This window comes from Algicella marina, assembly GCF_009931615.1.
GTDB lineage: Bacteria > Pseudomonadota > Alphaproteobacteria > Rhodobacterales > Rhodobacteraceae > Algicella > Algicella marina.
This window is the reverse complement of sequence record NZ_CP046620.1, coordinates 1404973-1424107: the sequence shown is the minus strand read 5'-3', so window position 1 is coordinate 1424107 and position 19135 is coordinate 1404973. Positions and strand designations below refer to the sequence as shown.

The 19135-nt window shown below is 60.7% G+C and carries 18 protein-coding genes; 10 read left to right on the top strand and 8 right to left on the bottom strand.

Annotated elements, in window-relative coordinates:
- The first annotated feature begins 7 nt into the window (after positions 1 to 7).
- The 3 genes from pdxH to GO499_RS07065 all read left to right on the top strand — a co-directional run bounded on the left by pdxH (position 8) and on the right by GO499_RS07065 (position 1914).
- On the top strand, positions 8 to 616 hold the full coding sequence (pdxH, locus tag GO499_RS07075; RefSeq protein ID WP_161861541.1) for a pyridoxamine 5'-phosphate oxidase: 609 nt from the start codon (positions 8 to 10) through the stop codon (positions 614 to 616).
- Positions 617 to 898: 282 nt separating this feature from the next.
- Positions 899 to 1447, top strand: a complete 549-nt coding sequence (locus GO499_RS07070; protein WP_284154918.1) for a cold-shock protein — start codon at positions 899 to 901, stop codon at positions 1445 to 1447.
- 17 nt (positions 1448 to 1464) lie between these two features.
- Positions 1465 to 1914 carry a DUF192 domain-containing protein gene (locus GO499_RS07065; protein WP_161861540.1) on the top strand — a complete coding sequence of 150 codons (450 nt, stop codon included), beginning with the start codon at positions 1465 to 1467 and terminating at the stop codon, positions 1912 to 1914.
- A 41-nt stretch (positions 1915 to 1955) separates the two neighbouring features.
- Here GO499_RS07065 and GO499_RS07060 read toward each other — a convergent pair whose 3' ends face one another.
- Positions 1956 to 2663, bottom strand: a complete 708-nt coding sequence (locus GO499_RS07060; protein WP_161861539.1) for a GntR family transcriptional regulator — start codon at positions 2661 to 2663, stop codon at positions 1956 to 1958.
- Positions 2664 to 2744: 81 nt separating this feature from the next.
- On the opposite strand from GO499_RS07060, the gene GO499_RS07055 reads away from it, so the two are divergent.
- The 4 genes from GO499_RS07055 (at position 2745) to GO499_RS07040 (ending at position 6403) form a co-directional block, all read left to right on the top strand.
- Entirely contained in the window at positions 2745 to 3032 is a 288-nt protein-coding gene (locus tag GO499_RS07055; RefSeq protein ID WP_161861538.1) for a UxaA family hydrolase, read from the top strand.
- Positions 3033 to 3044: 12 nt separating this feature from the next.
- Entirely contained in the window at positions 3045 to 4223 is a 1179-nt protein-coding gene (locus tag GO499_RS07050) for a UxaA family hydrolase (RefSeq protein WP_161861537.1), read from the top strand.
- 159 nt (positions 4224 to 4382) lie between these two features.
- The gene (locus GO499_RS07045; RefSeq protein WP_161861536.1) at positions 4383 to 5396 is read left to right on the top strand and encodes an Ldh family oxidoreductase; all 1014 of its coding nucleotides are present in this window, start codon (positions 4383 to 4385) and stop codon (positions 5394 to 5396) included.
- The gene (locus GO499_RS07040) at positions 5396 to 6403 is read left to right on the top strand and encodes an aldose epimerase family protein (RefSeq protein WP_161861535.1); all 1008 of its coding nucleotides are present in this window, start codon (positions 5396 to 5398) and stop codon (positions 6401 to 6403) included. The genes GO499_RS07045 and GO499_RS07040 overlap by 1 nt, the downstream gene beginning before the upstream one ends.
- Positions 6404 to 6537: 134 nt before the next feature.
- On the opposite strand, the gene GO499_RS07035 is transcribed toward GO499_RS07040, so the two are convergent.
- Both GO499_RS07035 and GO499_RS07030 read right to left on the bottom strand, forming a co-directional pair.
- Positions 6538 to 6759 (bottom strand): hypothetical protein, encoded by a 222-nt coding sequence (locus GO499_RS07035; RefSeq protein WP_161861534.1) that lies wholly within the window; start codon positions 6757 to 6759, stop codon positions 6538 to 6540.
- Positions 6752 to 7903 carry an aromatic ring-hydroxylating oxygenase subunit alpha gene (locus GO499_RS07030; protein WP_161861533.1) on the bottom strand — a complete coding sequence of 384 codons (1152 nt, stop codon included), beginning with the start codon at positions 7901 to 7903 and terminating at the stop codon, positions 6752 to 6754. Before GO499_RS07030 ends, GO499_RS07035 begins: the two co-directional genes overlap by 8 nt.
- 539 nt (positions 7904 to 8442) lie before the next feature.
- On the opposite strand from GO499_RS07030, the gene GO499_RS07025 reads away from it, so the two are divergent.
- Both GO499_RS07025 and GO499_RS07020 read left to right on the top strand, forming a co-directional pair.
- Positions 8443 to 12093 carry a vitamin B12-dependent ribonucleotide reductase gene (locus tag GO499_RS07025; RefSeq protein ID WP_161861532.1) on the top strand — a complete coding sequence of 1217 codons (3651 nt, stop codon included), beginning with the start codon at positions 8443 to 8445 and terminating at the stop codon, positions 12091 to 12093.
- A 260-nt stretch (positions 12094 to 12353) separates the two neighbouring features.
- On the top strand, positions 12354 to 12503 hold the full coding sequence (locus GO499_RS07020) for a hypothetical protein (protein WP_161861531.1): 150 nt from the start codon (positions 12354 to 12356) through the stop codon (positions 12501 to 12503).
- 56 nt (positions 12504 to 12559) lie between these two features.
- On the opposite strand, the gene ilvN is transcribed toward GO499_RS07020, so the two are convergent.
- Complete coding sequence (gene ilvN / locus GO499_RS07015; RefSeq protein ID WP_161861530.1) at positions 12560 to 13138, bottom strand: acetolactate synthase small subunit; 579 nt, start codon at positions 13136 to 13138, stop codon at positions 12560 to 12562.
- Positions 13139 to 13263: 125 nt separating this feature from the next.
- On the opposite strand from ilvN, the gene GO499_RS07010 reads away from it, so the two are divergent.
- Positions 13264 to 14100 carry a hypothetical protein gene (locus GO499_RS07010; RefSeq protein ID WP_161861529.1) on the top strand — a complete coding sequence of 279 codons (837 nt, stop codon included), beginning with the start codon at positions 13264 to 13266 and terminating at the stop codon, positions 14098 to 14100.
- 9 nt (positions 14101 to 14109) lie between these two features.
- On the opposite strand, the gene GO499_RS07005 is transcribed toward GO499_RS07010, so the two are convergent.
- The 4 genes from GO499_RS07005 to GO499_RS06990 form a co-directional block, all read right to left on the bottom strand.
- Positions 14110 to 14856 (bottom strand): hypothetical protein, encoded by a 747-nt coding sequence (locus GO499_RS07005; RefSeq protein WP_161861528.1) that lies wholly within the window; start codon positions 14854 to 14856, stop codon positions 14110 to 14112.
- Between the two features lie 46 nt (positions 14857 to 14902).
- Positions 14903 to 16657, bottom strand: a complete 1755-nt coding sequence (locus tag GO499_RS07000) for an acetolactate synthase 3 large subunit (protein ID WP_161861527.1) — start codon at positions 16655 to 16657, stop codon at positions 14903 to 14905.
- A gap of 254 nt (positions 16658 to 16911) precedes the next feature.
- Entirely contained in the window at positions 16912 to 17529 is a 618-nt protein-coding gene (locus GO499_RS06995; RefSeq protein WP_161861526.1) for a response regulator transcription factor, read from the bottom strand.
- Complete coding sequence (locus GO499_RS06990; protein WP_284154917.1) at positions 17526 to 18953, bottom strand: cache domain-containing protein; 1428 nt, start codon at positions 18951 to 18953, stop codon at positions 17526 to 17528. Before GO499_RS06990 ends, GO499_RS06995 begins: the two co-directional genes overlap by 4 nt.
- Between the last annotated feature and the right edge of the window lie 182 nt (positions 18954 to 19135).

Here is a 19135-nt window from a genome sequence, read left to right as displayed (position 1 = left end):
TGAAACAATGAGTGAACTGCGCGAGCCGCCGTTTGCCGGAAACGATCCGGTGGCACTGGTCGGAGAATGGCTGGATGCGGCCATGGAGACTGAGCCCAACGATGCCAACGCCATGGCCCTGGCGAGTGTTGACGCTGACGGCCTGCCCAACGTGCGAATGCTGTTGCTGAAAGACATCGAGGCAGACGCGTTCGTTTTCTACACCAATTATGAAAGCGTGAAGGCAGAAGAACTGTTCGGCGCGGGCAAGGCTGCTTTTGTTTTGCACTGGAAAACGTTGCGGCGTCAGGTGAGGGTCCGCGGGGCGGTGGAGCGGGAAGACGGGGCGCAGGCTGACGCTTATTACGCCTCGCGCTCGCTGGGCAGCCGCTTGGGTGCGTGGGCCAGCGAACAGTCGCGGCCGTTGGGCAGCCGGGCGGAGCTCGAAGCACGGGCGGAGGCCATGCGGGAACGGTTCGGCGAAAATCCGCCACGTCCGCCGCATTGGGGCGGGTTTCGGCTGCGGCCCGTGGAGATCGAGTTCTGGGCCGATGGCGCATTCCGGCTGCATGATAGATTTCGTTGGTCTCGGACGGCACCGGGCCAAGCGTGGAAGGTTCAGCGCCTCAACCCCTAGGCGGCAGCCAAAGCGGTTGCAAAGATGGCGTTTTTGCCATGTTTGCAGGTAGATAGCGGGATTTCTTTGGAAAAACTGCCGCTGGTGCATTCTGTTTGGTCGAATACGTGTTGTAAGGATAACGCTTTTCGTAGAAGGTTAGACAACACCATTGGGGGGGTGCGTGCTTCGGGTATGGCACGGCGCGTATGGGGTTTTACGGGCTTTGAGTACTCAATCCGTAAAAACGTTGTGGCATATTTTGCAGATGCCGATTTGGAATTGTGCAGGACGAGATCGTAGATGATGAAAGGTCACGTTAAGTGGTTCGACTCAACCAAGGGTTACGGATTCGTAATCGTCGATGACGACGATGGCGACGTTTTGCTCCATGCAAACGTGCTCCGAAATTTCGGGCGGAGTTCTGTGGCAGAAGGTGCCCGGATCACGATGGAGGTGCAGGGCACCGAGCGCGGCCGGCAGGCGGTGGAGATCCTCGAGATCGAAGTCGTTGCCGGTGAAGAAAACGAAGGCGCGAAGGAAGAATCCGCATTTGTCATTGAAAAGGTTGATGCTCCGCTGCAGCCCGCACGGGTGAAGTGGTTCGACAAGGTCAAGGGCTTCGGGTTCGTCAATGCTTTCGGTGATCCCGAAGATGTTTTCGTGCACATGGAGGTGCTGCGACATTTCGGATTGTCCGATCTCTTGCCGGGTGAGGCGGTTTGTGTGCGCTGCAAGCGCGGCCCGCGCGGCAAAACCGCCGCCGAGATCCGTTCCTGGGATTTCGCCAACACGGCCTTGAAGGATGAGGCCAAGCCGGCCGCCAAGGCAGCGGGCGTGCGCGAAGGGTGAAGCCTTTGCGGCTTGTCTTGTCTTTTCTGTTCCTTTTGTTCGTTGGCGGGACAGCCGTTGCGGACTGTGCGCCCGGCGTCGCTGAATTTCGCGATGACGCTCTACAGGCACAGTTCCGCGTGGATGTCGTCGACACGGTTGAAAGCCGTGCCCGCGGACTGATGTTCGTCGAACAAATGGGTATGTTTGAAGGAATGCTGTTCGTCTACGACCGACCGCAACAGGTCAGTTTCTGGATGAAGAACACCCTTATCCCGCTGGATATGATATTCATGGATGCGGCGGGTGTCGTTCAGAAGGTCCATGCCAACGCCGTGCCGGGGGATCTTACCGGAATTCCGGGCGGCGATGCCATTCAGTATGTGCTGGAGATCAATGGCGGCGTGGCGGAGGAACTTGGCATCCGCCCCGGCGCCGAGATGCGCCATCCGGCTATCGGCACTGCGGCGGCATGGGGTTGCGACTGACTCGACAAGTTGCGCGGTCCACGCTAGATCCTTCGGAAAGCCTAACGAAGATGGACGCGATAGCCCGCATTGGTCGGCAGCAGCGAAGTGCGCCGGTGTTCAATTAGTCGGTTCTTGAGATCAAAGGCCCGACGCTCGATCGTTAACAATGGTGTGCCGGGACTAACAGCCAATTCACTTGCGATCTCTTGCGATGCTGACGTGGCCTGAATGAAGTCTTCCGCCCGCGCGACCGACACGCCCGCAGTCGCCTGATAATGAGGATAAAGGGCATTGGGCAGGTTGGCGGCTGGACCGGGATCGTTGATGACCGCGGGATCTAGATGAATATCCTCCACCAGCGCAGGTGCGCCGGAGAAGGCACGCAGCCGTCGGATCTGCCAGACAGTGCGGGATTTCGGAAACTCAGCGGAAAGCTCTTCGGGGCATGGAACCTTTCGTACCTGCGTGGAAATTGGCCCCGGCATCAGAGGTGCACCGGTCGGATCGGTGATGCGGAAAAAGTGAAACAGGGCTCTTTCCGGAGTGTGCACGGGGACAAAGGTGCCAAGACCCTGCCGACGCTCCACTTCGTGATCAGCGGCCATTTCATTCAGGGCCTTGCGCACAGTTCCCTGACTGACACCGAGTTCGGCGGCCAGTGCGAATTCCGATGGCAGCGCTTCCCCTGCAGTCCAGGCGCCTTCCGCGATGCGATGGGTAAGGGTTGCGCGAACTTGCGCGTAGAGCGGGCGGGCTTCGGCTTTCATTCCTGACTGACTGCTCCGCCAAATTAGACTATGATGTCTTATATAAGACTGGACGCGAGTCGGTTTGCAAGGGAGGAAGATATGGGTGTGCCGCAACTGCTTGTGCATGATGCACGAGACAACGTGGGTGTCGTGGTCGTGGAGGGCCTGACCGCAGGCACGGAAATGCTGGGCGTGATCACCCACGACAACAGCGATTTCCGGCTGACGGCGGGGGCCGACATTCCCATCGGCCACAAGGTCGCGCTGACCGACCTGAAGGCCGGGGACACGGTGATCAAGTACGGCGAGGATATCGGCAGGATGGTGGGCGATGCCGCCAAGGGCGGGCACGTGCACGTGCACAACATGAAAACCAAGCGCTGGTAGGGGAGAGACGCGATGTTCGATGCGACGGAGACGACGGTGCAGGCCTGGCGGCGCGAAAACGGCCGGGTGGGCGTGCGCAACCACGTGATCATCCTGCCGGTGGACGATATCTCGAACGCCGCCTGCGAGGCGGTGGCCAACAACGTGAAGGGCACGATGGCGCTGCCGCATGCCTACGGGCGCTTGCAGTTCGGCGAGGATCTGGACCTGCATTTCCGCACGATGATCGGCACGGGCGCGAACCCCAACGTGGCCGCGGTGATCGTGATCGGGATCGAGCCGGAATGGACGCAGGTGATCGTGGACGGCATCGCCAAGACGGGCAAGCCGGTGGAAGGGTTCTCGATCGAGCAGAAGGGCGATTTCGAGACGATCCGGCAGGCGAGCTGGAAGGCCAAGGAGTTCGTGCACTGGGCGACGGAGCTGCCCAAGGAGGATTGCGGGCTGACCGAGCTGTGGGTTTCCACCAAGTGCGGCGAGAGCGACACGACGACGGGGCTTTCAAGCTGCCCGACGGTGGGCAACATGTACGACAAGCTGCTGCCGCACGGGCTGTACGGCTGTTTCGGCGAGACGTCCGAAATCACCGGGGCGGAGCATATCTGCGCCAAGCGCGCCGCAACGCCCGAGGCGGCGGAAAAGTTCATGAAGATATTTCAGGCTTATCAGGACGAGGTGATCGAGCCGTTCAAGACCTCGGACCTTTCCGACAGCCAGCCGACCAAGGGCAACATCCTCGGCGGGCTGACGACCATCGAGGAGAAAGCTTTAGGCAACCTCGAGAAGATCGGGCGGACCTCGACCTATATCGATGCGTTGGAGCCGGCAGAGGCTCCGGCGAAGGGCGCGGGGCTCTATTTCATGGACACCAGTTCCGCGGCGGCGGAATGCGTGACGCTGATGGCCGCGGCGGGCTACGTGGTGCACACGTTCCCCACTGGGCAGGGCAACGTGGTGGGCAACCCGATCGTGCCGGTGATCAAGATTTCCGGCAACCCGCGCACGCTGCGCACGATGGCCGAGCACATTGACGTGGACGTGACCGGCGTGCTGACGCGCGAGATGACGATCGACCAGGCGGGCGATGCGCTGATCGAGATGATCCGGCGCACGGCCAACGGGCGCGTCACGGCGGCGGAAGCTCTCGGACACCGGGAGTTCGTGATGACGAAGCTGTACCGATCCGCCTGACGGTCGAATTTTTGGTTAAGTTTTCAATGATTTCGCTTTAGACTGGCGTGCGGCCGGATGTTTCCGGCTGAGCGGAGGAAACGTCCGGCCGCTGCTGTTTTGCAGAACTATCTGTTCCTAGCCTTATGGCAAGGGTCGGGGGGCCGTATTGGAGGATCGATGAGCGGAACCGAACGGCTGAGCCTCGCCGAAGCGGGAAGGCTGGCGCGGGCGGCGCTGGAAGCCTCCGACGTGAGCGCTGACAATGCGGCGAGTACTGCGCGGGCGCTGATCCTCGCCGAGATCGACGGGCAGGGCGGGCACGGGCTGTCGCGCATTCCGAGTTACACCGCGCAAAGCCGCGCCGGCAAGGTAAAGGGCCATGCGGTTCCGGAGATCACTTCGGTTCGGCCGGGGGCCTTCCGCGTGGATGCAGCACACGGGTTTGCCTTTCCGGCCTTCGATCTGGCGCTGCCGGAACTGGTGGCGCGGACGCGCATCCTCGGGGTGGCGTCCGCGGCCGTTCATCGCTCCCACCATTTCGGGGTAGCGGGGCATCACTGTGAGCGGTTGGCGGAGGAAGGACTGGTGGCTTTCGTCTATGGCAACGCGCCGAAGGCGATGGCGCCCTGGGGGGCTAAGACACCTGTGCTCGGGACCAATCCGATCGCCTTCGCCGCGCCGATGCATGAGGCGCCGTTGGTGATCGATATGGCGACAACAACGGTGGCGCGGGGAAAGATCCTGGCGGCGCGGGAGATCGGTGAGCCGATTCCGGAAGGTTGGGCCTTCGCCCCCGACGGAACGCCGACCACGGACGCGGCGCTGGCGTTGCAGGGCACTGTGGCGCCGATGGGCGGGGCCAAGGGGGCGGCACTGGCGCTGATGGTCGAGGTGATGTCGGCCTGCCTCGCCGGAGCGGCGCTTGGGACGGAAGCAAGCAGCCTGTTCGACACCGAGGGGGAGCCGCCGAACCTGGGACAGGTGATCCTTTCCCTTGACCCCGAGGCGCTGTCCGGCGGCGCGTTCGAGGACAGGATTGCGAAACTCGCCGCGATATATGACGATCTCGACGGGGCACGGCTGCCCGGAAGCCGCCGCCTCGCCGCACGGGAACGGGCGGCAGCCGACGGCTTGCAGGTGAAAACCGCATTGCTGGACCAGATCCGGAAGATCGGGGAGGGAGGGCGGTGATGCCAGCGGTGATCGGACAATTCGATGGGCAGGATGTGCGTGAGGCAGTGCTGGAGAGTGCTGAGGCGCGGGTTTCGATCCTCAATTACGGCTGTGTCATCCGCGACTGGCGGGTGGAAGCCTTCGGCAGGGCGGTGCCGTGCGTCTTGGGGTTTTCGGAGTTTGCCCCCTATCCGGTTCATTCGAAGTCCTTCGGGATCATCGCCGGGCGTGTTGCCAACCGGATCGGCGGCGCGTCGTTCGAGTTAGGCGGCCAGAGGTACGACCTGAAAGCCAACGAAGGGGCGAACATCCTGCACGGTGGGCCGAAGGGGTTGGGCAGCGTGGTGTGGGACATGGAAATGTCCGGTCCGAACACGGTCATCCTGCGTTATGTCAGCCCCGACGGGGAGATGGGGTTCCCTGGCCGTGTAGAATTCGAAGTCGTGTTCCGTTTGCTCGGGCTGGAACTTGTCTGCGAAATGCGCGGCGTACCGGACCGGCCGACGCCGATTAATCTGGCGCAGCACAATTATTATAACCTCAATGGCGGAGGCGATGTGCTGGGGCATGTGCTGGAAATCGCTGCCGACCTTTATACGCCCGTCGATGAAGCTCTGATTCCGACAGGAGAATTGTTGCCCGTGGGGGGGACGCACCTCGATTTCCGGACACCGGTGTTGATCGGAGAGCGCGACCTTCAGCGGCAGGGGATCGACCATAATCTGGTGTTGGCCAGTGGCGACGCACGTAAGCTAGACGAACCGGTTGCCTCACTCTGGTCCGAGGATACCGGGCTGGAATTGCAACTGTTCAGTGACCAGCCGGGTCTGCAACTGTTCAACGCACCGACGATGGAGATCCCGGTGCCGGGCCACGATGGGGCAAGCTACGGCGCGTTCGGCGGCGTCTGTCTCGAACCGCAGGGATTTCCGGATGCTGTCAACCGGCCGGAGTTTCCCGATGTCGTGGCGACGCCGGAGAAGCCGTATTTTCAACGGCTGGGAATGCGGATCGCACCTGTCTGAAGCGGTTGTCGGATGACAATCCCACTTTTCGGTTTTCCCGGTGCGCGCGTCACTCTCTTCCTCCACGCACAGGCCGATGGGATGGCCGCCCCAACATTTGGGTGCCCAAAAAGGCTGAAACGCCAAAGCCGTAGTTAGAGGCCGCCGGCCTCGCGCAAGGCGGATTCGAGGCTGGCCGTTGCGACTTCGTCGCCCGCGACGAGTGCAAAAATCCAGGCATGGGTGAGATGGAACCGACGGGCCTCTGGCGAGGTCTGCAGACTCGCGGCCTCGCAGTGGCGCTGCGACAAGGCACCAGGATTGGTGCCCTGTGGATCGGCCTTCAGGGCCGCATCGATGCGGGCGACCCTATCCAAGGCGGCTTGCCGCCCATGAGTGGAACATGTGGGTGGGGCTGTCCATCACGGCCGAAAAGCGGCCGCCGTCGAAACCCGGGGCGCCGCGACCCTTTTGCATGCCTTCGACAACGAAAATGTCTTCGACAAACACGTCTTTCCACAATCGGGCATTGCTGGCCCGCAGATCGGCGAACTCATCGCTCTCAGCTGCCGCGCGGGACGTATAGTAGAGGGCTACGTTCTCCAGGGTATGACCCGGTGCTTTTGGATCGAGGCGGATGGCGAACACATGGTCACGGTGAACGCCGAGCAGGATGTTGGGGTAAAGGGCGACATATTCGGCGGCGCTGTCCCAGTATTCCGGGAGATCGGCAAAGTCGGGGAACGCTTCCGTGGGTGACAGGCGAGGATTGTAGACGCGGGTGCCCTGACCGGAAAAATGGCCGGGCTGCTCGATGTTGTAGTGGTCCTCCAGCTTCGAATAGCTGTTCAGGCCGGGGTGGACCCATGGCAGATGGTAGCTTTCGCAATAATTTTCTACCGCCAGCTTCCAGTTGCAGGCGACATCCAGCGTGAAGGTGCTGTCCCGGCCGGCGAACAGTGGGCGATCGGCAAAGTCTGTCCAGCGGCTGGCCAGCGGGGCGATAAACTCCTCAAATGGTTCCGCAACACCTGAGATGTTGACGAAAATCGTATCCAAGAACACACCCATGCGCACCGGGATGAGACCGGTTTGTGCGGGATCGATGCTGGGATGCGTGTTGATACCTGGGCCGCCGACATGTGGGGTGGCGCGCAGGCGGCCATCCTGACTGTAGCACCAGCTGTGGTACGGACAACGGATGACGCCGCCGAAATTTCCCGGCGCTTGGACGAGAATCATGCCCCGGTGGCGGCAGACATTCTCAAACACCCGCAAGGTGCCGGTTCGATCGCGCAGAAGCAGAAGGGGCATGCCGAGAAATTCGACAGGACGGGCATCGCCCGGTTCGGGAACATCCGCGCCGAATCCGATTGCGGCCCAACCGTCGCGAAAGATTCGCTCCCGCTCGAAATCAAATGCGGCCGGGCTGGTGTAGAAATGACTTGGAAGGCCACGGGCCTCGCCGACCGGGCGCGTCACAGACGCAAGTTCCTGTATCAGTTGTGCCTGATCGTACATCTTGTGCCTCCTGATCGGGCAAGTCTGGACGAGCACAGCGGCTACGCTTTTCCCAAAGCGACATTGAACGTCGCATGCTGGCAACAGGTGATTCCGGAATCGCAGGCAGCGTGACGCAGGGGCGGGGCACCACATATGGTGTGGGCTGAGAGTATGCGTATTAGGTGATTTACGTGAGAGCGTCCGTGCAAACGCCGGTATATCAACGGAAATATGCGGTGTTCGCCGGCGGGACCTGTGTTTGCCCCAGGACTGCCAACGAGCCTTGATCACGAGGGAGTCTTGGGCAGGCCCCCAGAATTAGTAGGCTTTTTCGCGTCAATAACAAAATGTGACGAATGCGTGAAAAATTGCGTTGACCGAGGCGACGCCATCGGACAGGTTGTGGGGGCAGCGAAGACCGGACACCATATCTAGCGGTTTCAGGCAAGTCTGCAAAATCTCGAATATCGCTTTTGCGGGTATCCGCAGGGGCTTGGTGCGGGCAACGACCGGCGCCGAGAAATGCACATGTCTAAAGAATATCTCAGGGGCAGAGAATGAAAATTGACCGCAAATTCACGACGAAAAAGACAGGGGCCTACGGGGGCATCGGCTTTCGCAAGACTGCCTCGGAGATCCGCAACCCGGACGGCTCCGTCGTCTTTTCGCTGACGGAATTCGATGTACCTGACAGCTGGAGCCAAGTGGCCGCGGATGTGCTGGCGCAGAAATACTTCCGCAAGGCAGGCGTACCGGCGGCACTGAAGCCGGTGAAGGAAAAGGGTGTGCCAAGTTTCCTGTGGCGCTCCGTGCCCGATGAGGCAGCACTGAAGAAACTGCCGGAGGATGAACGGTTCGGAGGCGAGACGAGTGCTGCGCAGGTGTTCGACCGCTTGGCGGGTGCGTGGTGTTACTGGGGCTGGAAAGGCGGTTATTTCAGTTCCGAAGAGGATGCCGGCGCCTATTACGATGAGATGCGTTACATGCTTGCATCCCAGATGGCTGCACCCAACAGCCCGCAGTGGTTCAACACCGGTCTCCATTGGGCCTACGGTATTGACGGACCGAGCCAGGGCCATTTCTACGTGGATTACAAAACGGGCAAGCTGACCAAATCGACCAGCGCCTATGAACACCCGCAGCCGCATGCCTGCTTCATCCAGAGTGTCTCGGACGACCTGGTGAACGAGGGCGGTATCATGGACCTGTGGACGCGCGAGGCGCGGCTGTTCAAGTACGGTTCCGGCACCGGCACCAACTTCTCCTCTCTGCGCGGGGCCAACGAGCCGCTTGGCGGCGGTGGCAAGTCTTCGGGCCTGATGTCGTTCCTGAAGATTGGCGACCGGGCGGCGGGTGCGATCAAATCCGGTGGCACCACACGGCGGGCGGCCAAGATGGTGATCTGCGACATGGATCACCCTGATATCGAGGACTTCATCAACTGGAAGGTCGTGGAAGAACAGAAGGTCGCTTCTCTGGTGGCTGGCTCCAAGGCGCATGAGGAGAAGCTGAACGGCATTTTCGAAGCGATCCGGACATGGGACGGAGCGGAAGCGGATGCCTTCGATCCCAAGCGGAATTCCGGGTTGAAGACCGCGATCCGCAGCGCCAAGAAGGCGATGATTCCAGAGACTTATGTCAAACGTATTCTCCAGTATGCGGAGCAGGGATATTCCTCGATCGAGTTCCCGACGTATGACACGGACTGGGATTCCGATGCCTATCTGACGGTTTCCGGGCAGAACTCCAACAACTCGGTTCGTGTGACCGATGCGTTTCTGCAGGCCGTCAAGGACGATGCCGACTGGGCATTGATCCGGCGCACGGATGGCAAGGTGGCCAAGACTGTCAAGGCACGGGACCTCTGGGATCAGGTGGGGCACGCGGCATGGGCCTGTGCTGACCCGGGCATCCAGTTCCATGACACGGTGAATTCCTGGCACACCTGCCCGGAGGATGGTGCGATCCGCGGTTCCAACCCGTGTTCGGAATACATGTTCCTCGACGACACGGCGTGTAACCTCGCCTCGATGAACCTGCTGACGTTCCTGAAGGACGGCAAGTTCGACGCGGAAGCCTATGTTCATGCCACGCGGCTGTGGATGGTAACACTGGAAATCTCTGTGCTGATGGCGCAGTTCCCGAGCCCCGAGATTGCAGAACTTTCCTACAAGTTCCGCACCACCGGGCTTGGATATGCCAACATCGGCGGCCTGCTGATGAACATGGGGCTGGGCTACGACAGTGACGAGGGCCGGGCACTCTGCGGCGCGCTGACTGCGATCATGACGGGTGTCTGTTACGCGACGTCGGCAGAAATGGCGGAAGAACTGGGTGCTTTCCCGGGCTACGGACCAAACGCGGACCACATGCTGCGTGTAATCCGCAACCATCGCCGTGCGGCCTATTCGGAAACTTCCGGCTACGAGAAGCTGGCCGTGAACCCGGTACCGCTGGATGCTGCCAAATGCCCCGACCGGGAACTGGTGGATCTGGCCCGCGCCGTCTGGGACGAAGCGCTGACGCTGGGTGAAGCTCATGGTTATCGCAACGCCCAGTCGACGGTGATTGCCCCGACCGGAACAATCGGCCTGGTGATGGATTGCGATACGACCGGCATCGAACCCGACTTTGCCCTGGTTAAGTTCAAGAAGCTCGCGGGGGGCGGGTACTTCAAGATCATTAACCAGTCTGTGCCCGCAGCGTTGGAGAAGCTCGGCTATTCTCAGGCTGAGATTGGCGAGATTGTCTCCTACGCTGTCGGTCACGGAACGCTTGGCAACGCACCGGACATCAACGCGACATCACTGATCGGCCACGGTTTCGGCCCGGACGAGATCGCAAAGGTGGAAACGGCGTTGCCGACGGCGTTCGACATTCGCTTCGTCTTCAACCAGTGGACGCTGGGCGCGGAGTTCTGCTCCGACGTGCTCGGCATCCCACCGGAGAAGCTGAGCGATGCCGGGTTCGATCTACTGCGTCACCTCGGCTACACGCGCGGCCAGATCGAGGCTGCCAACAATCACGTGTGCGGAACCATGACGCTGGAAGGTGCGCCGCATCTGAAAGAGGAGCATTACAGCGTCTTCGATTGCGCCAACGCCTGTGGCAAGATCGGCGAGCGGTTCCTTTCCGTGGAAAGCCACATCCACATGATGGCGGCGGCGCAGAGCTTCATCTCCGGCGCGATCTCCAAGACGATCAACATGCCCAATGATGCGGGTATCGAGGATTGCAAGGCGGCCTACGAGTTGAGCTGGTCGCTCGGCGTCAAGGCTAACGCGCTCTATCGTGACGGCTCGAAACTGAGCCAGCCGCTTTCGTCGGCACTGATCGAGGACGATGACGAGGATCTGGAAGAAACCTTGTTCGAGGCTCCTGCTGGTGAGCGGGCGCAGATCCTGGCTGAGAAGATCATCGAGAAGGTGATTGTGAAGGAAGTCGCGCGCGGGCGTGCCAAGCTGCCGGAGCGGCGGAAGGGCTACACGCAGAAGGCCATTGTCGGCAACCACAAGGTGTATCTGCGGACCGGCGAGTACGAGGACGGCAAGCTGGGCGAAATCTTCATCGACATGCACAAGGAGGGTGCGGCATTCCGGGCGATGATGAACAACTTCGCCATCGCCGTGTCGGTCGGGCTTCAGTACGGCGTGCCGCTGGAAGAGTTTGTGGAAGCTTTCACTTTCACTCGGTTCGAGCCGGCTGGGATGGTGACGGGCAACGACAGCATCAAGAATGCGACCTCGATCCTTGATTACATCTTCCGGGAATTGGCGGTCAGCTACCTCGACCGGACCGATTTGGCCCATGTGAAGCCCGAAGGGCAGGGGTTTGACGACATCGGCCGCGGTGAGGAAGAGGGCGTCTCCAATGTCCGACCCGTCGATCCGGAGGTAAGCCAGGCGTCCATCGAGATGATCAAGCAGGTCAGTTCGACGGGATACCTGCGCAAGCGCCTGCCACAGGAACTGATGGTTCTGCAGGGCGGCGCGGCGACGGCGGCGTTGGACACGGGGCTGTCGGTCGAAGCGACGAGTAGCGTGACAACGGTGGAGGCGATCTCCGCCACCGTTCTCGACGAACGCGCCAAGGCCAAGATGCAGGGTTACGAGGGCGATCCCTGCGGCGAGTGCGGAAATTTCACGCTGGTGCGTAACGGCACCTGCATGAAATGCAACACATGCGGCGGCACTTCCGGGTGCAGCTGAGGAATACATCGGGCGAAGTTGCTCTCGCCCGGTGTGAAGCGTTCAGGCCGCAGGCAATAAACCGAGCGGTAAACTAGAAGAGCCTGAAATTGCGAGACTTGGGGGATGGTTTGCCATCCCCCTTTTTTCTTTCGCAGAGGTAATTTGAGCGGTCGCGGACGGCTGGCAACTTAAAACTTAAAACTTGAAACCTTTCGGCGGGAGAGGGCGTTGATAGTCCAAGGCGTGGATGATCCGCGTCATCAAGAAAGGATTGTCCGATGTCCACACTTTTGAAAACGATGCCTCTTTTTGCTCTGCTGACGCTGCTTGGAGCCTGTGATGACTATAACGGTGTGCCGAGCGATCCGCCGAACGAGAACTTCGGCGGTGACAATGATCTGGATGGTGACTCGCAGCCCGATAACTGACAGCGAGCGAAACCATTACCATTGGCGGGGCCCGGACCGGGCTCCGCTATTTTGATTCAGAGAACTGCTGCCTCGCCGGCACCACGGGCGATGGCTGCGACACCGGTGCGGGCCACTTCTTCGAGCCCGAGGGGCACCATCAGCGATACGAAGGCGTCGATCTTTTCGGGACTGCCGGTGATCTCAAAGACGAAGCTTTCAAGTGTGCTGTCAACAACGCTTGCGCGGAACACTTCGGACGTGCGCATTGCCTCGACCCGCTTGTCACCCTTGCCCGCAACCTTCACCAAGGCGAGTTCGCGTTCCACTGAGGGGCCTTCGACTGTGAGGTCGTTGACCGTGTGAACGGGCACCATGCGGCCCAGTTGCGCCTTGATCTGCTCGATCACTGCCGGCGTGCCTGTGGTGACCACGGTGATGCGGGAACGGTGGCCGGTGTGGTCCACTTCCGCCACTGTCAGACTGTCGATGTTGTAGCCGCGGCCTGAAAAGAGGCCGATCACGCGGGCGAGGACACCGGCCTCGTTGTCCACCAGGATCGTCAGCGTATGGGTTTCCTGCTCATCGCCGAGTGGATTGCGCAGATTATAGGCGCTCTGACGATTTGTGCCCTTCTTGATATTCAGTGGCGACATGGCTTCCTCTTGTTCTTTTCGGCACACAAGGAATGTACCTTTCGGGAGATGATATGCCCGGGTTCGGCCGGGTATGCGAGTGGATTGTTCCGGTCTGACTGATCGAAGACGCGGGAGATGTGCAGATGCTGAATGTCGAGATCGCGGGTGTGATGGTTTCGGATACCGCCATGATCGTATCGGGACGCACGGTGCAGCCCGGGAGCCCGGCCGGTGCCGGGTGGTTGAAACTTTGCCCGTTCTGTGAGGCCGAACTTCCGCCGCAGGCCGTGGTAAGGCCGGGCCATTGTGGAGGGGCGGAGTGCCAGCAGGCGCATGTGCGGTTGCTCCAGCATCGTAAGGAAGTGATGTGGCAGGAAGGCTATCGTACCCGGGCGGCGGAGTATGCCGTGCAATTCGGCGCGGAGCGGGCGGTGCTGGTGCCGTTTCAGAACGAGGCGCTGGTGCCGTTGCCCAAGACACGACGGGCCGAATTTCTGACGCATCTGCGACAGATTGTGGCCGAGGCGTTCGGGGCGGCGGTGCCTGATGAAATGGTCGAGGGTGAAGTACAGACCGAGCAGGCGCTGGACCGGGCCGCATGTGCAACCTGCCAGGGTTTTTGCTGCCGGCAGGGCGCTGCAAGAAATGCATTTTTGTATGCCCATACGATCAGCGAACAGCGTAGCCGGGAACCGGAGCTGACGGCGGAGAAGGTGATGGAGCGCTATGAGGCTTCGTTGCCGGAAGTTTCCGTAGACGGTTCGTGCGTTTTTCACGGTGGACAGGGGTGCGTGCTGCCGCGGCAGTGGCGCGGTGAAACGTGCAACCAGTTTCACTGTAAGGAAATATACACGGCGGCCGATGTTCTGGAGGAAATCGGCGGCGGAGCGGTGCTGGTTGTCGGTGAACGCGACGGTGAGGCTCGGGCGCTCGGCCATCTTGATGAGGCGGGAAACTGGACGCACGGGGGCTATCTGTAAGAGCATTGCTCAGGCCGCCGCCGGCAGCGGTTTTGCCAGCGCCTCCGGATCGTAGAGAATTGTGTTGGGGCGGAGGGGGAGCGCGACATCCGGCTTGTCGAGCAGGATGTCGTAGAAGGGTCGGAAGCGGGAAAGGAAGGCCGCGCTGATTTCCGGTGACATCTCCGTTTTGTAGCGCGACGCGATGCCCTTGTTCATCAGCGTCTTGCCCGAACGCAGTACGCGGCGAGCAATCCGGCGGGGATTTCCCCCCAATCCAAGCTGTTCGAGAATGTGCTGCGCGGCCGTCTCCGTCTGGAAAGCGAGCGTGTCGTACTGGAGGGCGGCGATGCCAGGCAATTGCAGCCATGCTGTGAGGCTGTCCAACTGATTGGCGATACCCTTGCAGGCGTCTTCTAGAGTGTGGATTTCAGCGAAGGCAGGCCGGTTGCGTTCGCGGGCGGTTCGACCATGATCCAACATGGAAAGTGCCATATCGCGTGGATCGCGAAAGATGGCGTGTCCTCGTCCTTCACCGCTTTCGATCCAGTTGACCATGCGCGGCGTCGGACGGCCATGGGTCTTGATGACGATCGGGTTGCCTGTTTCGGACAGCGCGGCGCGGATTGCGCTTTCGCGGCCTTCGCTCATTTGGGGAATGAAGTTGACGCGGCGGCCGGATTCGCCGGGAAAGGGTATGGCGGGCTGTGGACAGCCCGCCTCCATCAGTGCGGTATGCGTGATCTGGAAGGCCAACGTGCTGCCGCACTTTGTCATTCCATAGCTGAAAAATGCATAATTTTCAGCCGTATCCGCGCGTTTTCTAGACCAGAACGGCACCACCAGCCTCGATTGCATCCTTGGTACTGGCGTCGCCGAGAAGCATTTCGTTGTGGGCCTTGCCGCTCGGGATCATCGGGAAGCAGTTCTCGTGCTTCTCTACCAGACAATCGAGGATATAGGGGCCGTCGTAGGCCAGCATCTCCCTGATTGCCTCGTCCAGATCGGCGGGGTTGTCCACGACCGCGCCCTTGCAGCCGAAAGCTTCGGCCAGTTTCACGAAATCGGGCAGGCTCTCGGACCAACTCGACGAATAGCGCTCTCCGTGCAGCAATTCCTGCCACTGGCGGACCATGCCCAACCGCTCATTGTTGAGAATGAACTGCTTGACGGGGGCGCGATACTGCATGGCCGTGCCCATTTCCTGCATATTCATCAGCCAAGAGGCTTCACCGGCGACGTTGATCACCAGCGCCTCGGGGTGGGCGATCTGCACACCGACGGACGCGGGCAGGCCGTACCCCATTGTGCCGAGGCCGCCGGACGTCATCCAGCGATTGGGATCCTCAAAACCGAGATATTGTGCGGCCCACATCTGGTGCTGGCCGACCTCGGTGGTGATGTAACGGTCGCGACCTTTGGTCAGCGCTTCCAGACGTTCCAGCGCGAACTGCGGCTTGATGGTTGTATCGGAATTCTTGTAGGCGAGCGATTTGATGCTCTTCCACGCTTCGATCTGCTTCCACCAGCGGGCAACAGCTTCGGAGTTGGTTCTGGACCCGCGATCTTTCCAGATCTGCAGCATCTGCTCGAGCACGCGGCCGACATCGCCGACGATGGGAACATCAACGTGGATATTCTTGTTGATCGACGAGGGGTCGATGTCGATATGCACCTTGAAACTGTCGGGGCTGAAGGCGTCGACGCGGCCGGTGATGCGGTCATCGAAGCGGGCGCCGATGCAAAGCATGAAGTCACAGCCGTGCATCGTCATGTTGGCCTCGTAGGTGCCGTGCATGCCCAACATGCCCAGCCAGTTATCGCCTGACGCCGGATAGCAGCCGAGGCCCATCAGTGTGGAGGTGATGGGGAAGCCGGTGGCGGCAGTCAGTTCGCGCAGCGACTGGCTGGCTCCGGGGCCGGCATTGACGACGCCGCCGCCGGAATAGAGGATCGGGCGCTCTGCCTTCTCCAGCCCTTCGACTGCCAGCGTGATCAGATCGATATCGCCTTCTGTCTGCGGCGCATAATGTTTCGTCCGCGCGCGTTCCTTCTTAGTGTAGCTGCCTTCGGCGAACTGCACGTCCTTGGGGATGTCGACCAGAACCGGGCCGGGGCGGCCATGAGTGGCGACGTGGAATGCCTGGTGAATGGTGTCGCCGAGTACATCGGTATCCTTAACGAGCCAGTTATGCTTGGTGCATGGTCGGGTGATGCCGACAGTATCCGCTTCCTGAAAGGCATCATTGCCGATCATGAACGTGGGCACCTGGCCGGTGAGGACAATCAGCGGGATGCTGTCCATCAACGCATCGGTCAGGCCGGTGACGGCATTGGTGGCACCGGGGCCGGACGTGACGAGAACGACGCCGGGCTTGCCGGTGGAGCGGGCATAACCTTCGGCGGCGTGAACCGCACCCTGTTCGTGGCGGACGAGGACGTGGCGGATCTCGTTCTGGAGAAAGATTTCGTCATAGATGGGTAGTACGGCGCCACCGGGATAGCCGAAAACCACTTCCACGCCCTGATCTTTCAAGGCCTGAACGACAATTCTAGCACCGGTCATTTCTGCCGACATCTTTCTTCTCCGCTTCCGTGCTCCCGCTGCCGGGAGGCATAAAAAAAGCCCCGTAGAGGGGCTGTGCGTGAGCGGTCCGATCTGGAAGTGTTACTTCCGCCGGGGCCCACGCTTTCGAATAAGGACTACTTCGTGTCTCATGACATTTGTCTTATGCCGCAAAAAACGGGGGGTCAACCGCTTAATTCCGTTTTTTATGTCTCCGAGGACCGGTTTTTTGTATTTAAATTTCAAAAATCTGGAAAACTGCGCAATCACTCACGGAGAACGCCGTGTTCCAGTGCGTAGCGGGTGAGTCCGGCGGTAGACGAAATGCCGAGCTTGCGCTTGATATTCTTTCGATGCGTCTCGACGGTGCGAACGGAAATGTCGAGGCTGCGGGCGACTTCCTTGTTCGACATCCCGCTTGCGAGTTCGAGCAGGACCGTCTGCTCCCTGCTGGTGAGGGGTTCGCGCCCGCGCTCCGGGGCGATCATCTGTTCGGTGCCGGTGCAGAGATAACGCTCTCCGGCATGAACCTTCTCGATGGCGTCGACGATCTCTTCGGTCGGAACCTCCTTCAGCACATAGCCACTGGCGCCGTGGCGGAGCGCGGTCGAGATGTATTCGGGACTGTCATGCATCGACAAGATCAGGATGCGGGCGTCAGGCTTGCGCTCCCGCATGATCTCGGTAGCGGCGAGACCGGACAGAACCGGCATGTTGAGGTCCATCAACACAACGTCCGGGTTGTGGGCGGCGAAGGCGGCCAGCGCCTCTTCGCCGTTGGTGGCGGTGGCGACCACCTCTATGTGATCGTAGGTTTCCAGAAACCCCCTGATGCCGTCTACCACCAGCGGGTGATCGTCGGCGAGTAGGACACGAATGGTCATGCGGTCTTCCGTTCTTCAGTGCTTTCCAGTGGTGGGAGCATGTGCTTGAGGGGCAGGCGGGCCTCCACCCGGGTGCCGCGGGCGGAGGATGTTATGGTGAGTGTGCCGTCGAGATGCTCTATGCGTTCGGCCATGTTGCGGAGACCGAGACCGGGGCTGATGGCCTGGTTGGTGCCTTTGAGGCCGATGCCGTTGTCTTCGATCGTCAGGTTGGCGCCGCGGCGCGAGCCATAGAGTTTCATCCGGACATGCGTGGCCTGGGCATGGCGTTCAATGTTGGTCAGCGCTTCCTGTGCGACGCGGTAGAGGGCAGTCTTTGCGTCGTCGGCAAGGCGGTTGCGGAACACGACGGTCTCGAACACGGCCTCGATCTCGGTGCGCTTGGAAAATTCTTCGACCAGCGTTTTCAGTGCCGGACCCAGGCCGAGGTCGTCGAGCACACCGGGGCGCAAGTCGCGGCTGATGCGGCGAACTTCGTGAATGGCATCGTTGAGACCGGTGGAGGACGAGGCGATGCCGTCGGCAACGCCGGATTTGCCAGTTTTCAACCTTCGGGCGGCTAGTTCGAGCGTATAGCGGATGCCGACGAGGATCTGGCTGATGCCATCGTGCAATTCACGGGCGACGCGGCCGCGCTCCTCCTCCTGCGTGTCGAAGATGCGCTGAGTCAGTTCCTTCAGCTTGGCGTCGGCGAGACGGCGTTCGCGCAGGTTTAGCATCAGGCCGGACACGAAGACGAGGAAGAGGGCTGCCAGTGTGATGAGGATGATAAAGACAAACGTGCGCTGAATGCGCGCTTCGGTACCGGCGCGGACCTGCGCAACCTCGGCGAGGACATCGTCGATCCAGATACCGGTGCCGAGGGCCCATTGCCAGTCCTGAAAGCCGATGACGTAAGAATACATCTGTGCCGTTTCGCCGGTTGACGGCTGGGGCCATGGGTAGCGGTGGTAGCCGCCACCGGAGCGGGCACGGGAAATCAGCTCCTGCACGACCTTGCCGCCGTTACGGTCCTCGGCGTCGTACCAGTTCTTGTTGATGAGATATGTCTGTTTCGGGGAGACGATGTTGTTCCCGGCATAATCATAGACAAAGAAGAAGCCGTCATCGCCATAGGTCATGGCCGCAAGGATCTGGGCGACTTCCCGTTTGGCGGTTGCGTCGTCGGGGGCGGCGTTTCCGTAAATGTGCTGGATGGCTGTGCGGGCGAGGGACATGTAATTTACCAGCTCGGCCTGTTTTGCCTCCAATAGGCGCAATTCCATGAAGCGGATCTCACGCTCGGACAGAGAGCGGGCCTGAAACATAACCAGCAGGGCGATGGCCGAAGCGGCGAGAACGAGCGGCACCGTCGCCACCAGAAAGACCTTCTGGCCGTAGGAAAGCGCGGGGCGCTTGCGATGCGGTCTGCTTGCGTCTGCCAATGTGTCTCCGCCGGATCGGGGCTTTCCAGCAGTGTCCCGATTGGCCCGAAAGGTCAATGCCGGCGGCGGCCGACAATAAAACGCGGCCTCCGTATTCCTAGGTATTTATCTTCGGCATACCTTTGCATAATGTCCGCGCACCTACAAACGGCCCGTCAGTGGTCGGGCTATACCATTTTGGG

Excerpts from the sequence above, each read along its gene's own strand:
- GO499_RS07005 (WP_161861528.1), bottom strand. The coding sequence starts at position 14,856 with ATGACAAAGTGCGGCAGCACGTTGGCCTTCCAGATCACGCATACCGCA.
- pdxH (WP_161861541.1), top strand. The coding sequence starts at position 8 with ATGAGTGAACTGCGCGAGCCGCCGTTTGCCGGAAACGATCCGGTGGCA.
- GO499_RS07055 (WP_161861538.1), top strand. The coding sequence starts at position 2,745 with ATGGGTGTGCCGCAACTGCTTGTGCATGATGCACGAGACAACGTGGGT.
- GO499_RS07000 (WP_161861527.1), bottom strand. The coding sequence starts at position 16,657 with ATGTCGGCAGAAATGACCGGTGCTAGAATTGTCGTTCAGGCCTTGAAA.
- GO499_RS06995 (WP_161861526.1), bottom strand. The coding sequence starts at position 17,529 with ATGACCATTCGTGTCCTACTCGCCGACGATCACCCGCTGGTGGTAGAC.
- GO499_RS07025 (WP_161861532.1), top strand. The coding sequence starts at position 8,443 with ATGAAAATTGACCGCAAATTCACGACGAAAAAGACAGGGGCCTACGGG.
- GO499_RS07030 (WP_161861533.1), bottom strand. The coding sequence starts at position 7,903 with ATGTACGATCAGGCACAACTGATACAGGAACTTGCGTCTGTGACGCGC.
- GO499_RS07045 (WP_161861536.1), top strand. The coding sequence starts at position 4,383 with ATGAGCGGAACCGAACGGCTGAGCCTCGCCGAAGCGGGAAGGCTGGCG.
- GO499_RS07070 (WP_284154918.1), top strand. The coding sequence starts at position 899 with ATGATGAAAGGTCACGTTAAGTGGTTCGACTCAACCAAGGGTTACGGA.
- ilvN (WP_161861530.1), bottom strand. The coding sequence starts at position 13,138 with ATGTCGCCACTGAATATCAAGAAGGGCACAAATCGTCAGAGCGCCTAT.
- GO499_RS07020 (WP_161861531.1), top strand. The coding sequence starts at position 12,354 with ATGTCCACACTTTTGAAAACGATGCCTCTTTTTGCTCTGCTGACGCTG.
- GO499_RS07060 (WP_161861539.1), bottom strand. The coding sequence starts at position 2,663 with ATGAAAGCCGAAGCCCGCCCGCTCTACGCGCAAGTTCGCGCAACCCTT.
- GO499_RS07050 (WP_161861537.1), top strand. The coding sequence starts at position 3,045 with ATGTTCGATGCGACGGAGACGACGGTGCAGGCCTGGCGGCGCGAAAAC.
- GO499_RS07040 (WP_161861535.1), top strand. The coding sequence starts at position 5,396 with ATGCCAGCGGTGATCGGACAATTCGATGGGCAGGATGTGCGTGAGGCA.
- GO499_RS07010 (WP_161861529.1), top strand. The coding sequence starts at position 13,264 with ATGCTGAATGTCGAGATCGCGGGTGTGATGGTTTCGGATACCGCCATG.